The 359-nt window shown below is 38.2% G+C and carries 1 pseudogene; it reads right to left on the bottom strand.

The features are described 5' to 3' along the window. Positions 1-359: pseudogene (locus CEF19_RS07900) on the bottom strand (IS110 family transposase); the annotation flags it as partial.

Here is a 359-nt window from a genome sequence, read left to right as displayed (position 1 = left end):
TTATTACGGACTCTAACGTTGATAGGTGCTCTTTGTATTGGAGAAGAATATTAATAAACATCCCCAGACTCAAAATATGACTCTGATAAACAGTTTTCTCAAATGGATTACGCATAGCTGCAGATCTGAGCTGTTCTGTTTTCTCACTTGCCCAAACCCTTGAACGACTCTTACAGAACTCATGAATGGTGCTTGTTAGGGTTTCATCATCCGCATTTAATATATCCTCAGACGAAGGAAAGGTCCTTAGAGTTAATAGAGATACAATAGAGTATAAATCTCCAAACACACCTCTATACTCAGGGAAAACCTGATCGAGAATGGCTTGAAACTGTAACTTTGTTTGAATGACAGTACCA

Source organism: Bacillus solitudinis, assembly GCF_002797395.1.
Lineage (GTDB): Bacteria > Bacillota > Bacilli > Bacillales > Bacillaceae_D > Halalkalibacter_A > Halalkalibacter_A solitudinis.
Note: the sequence above shows the minus strand (reverse complement) of the source record. Positions and strands in the feature narration are given on the sequence as shown.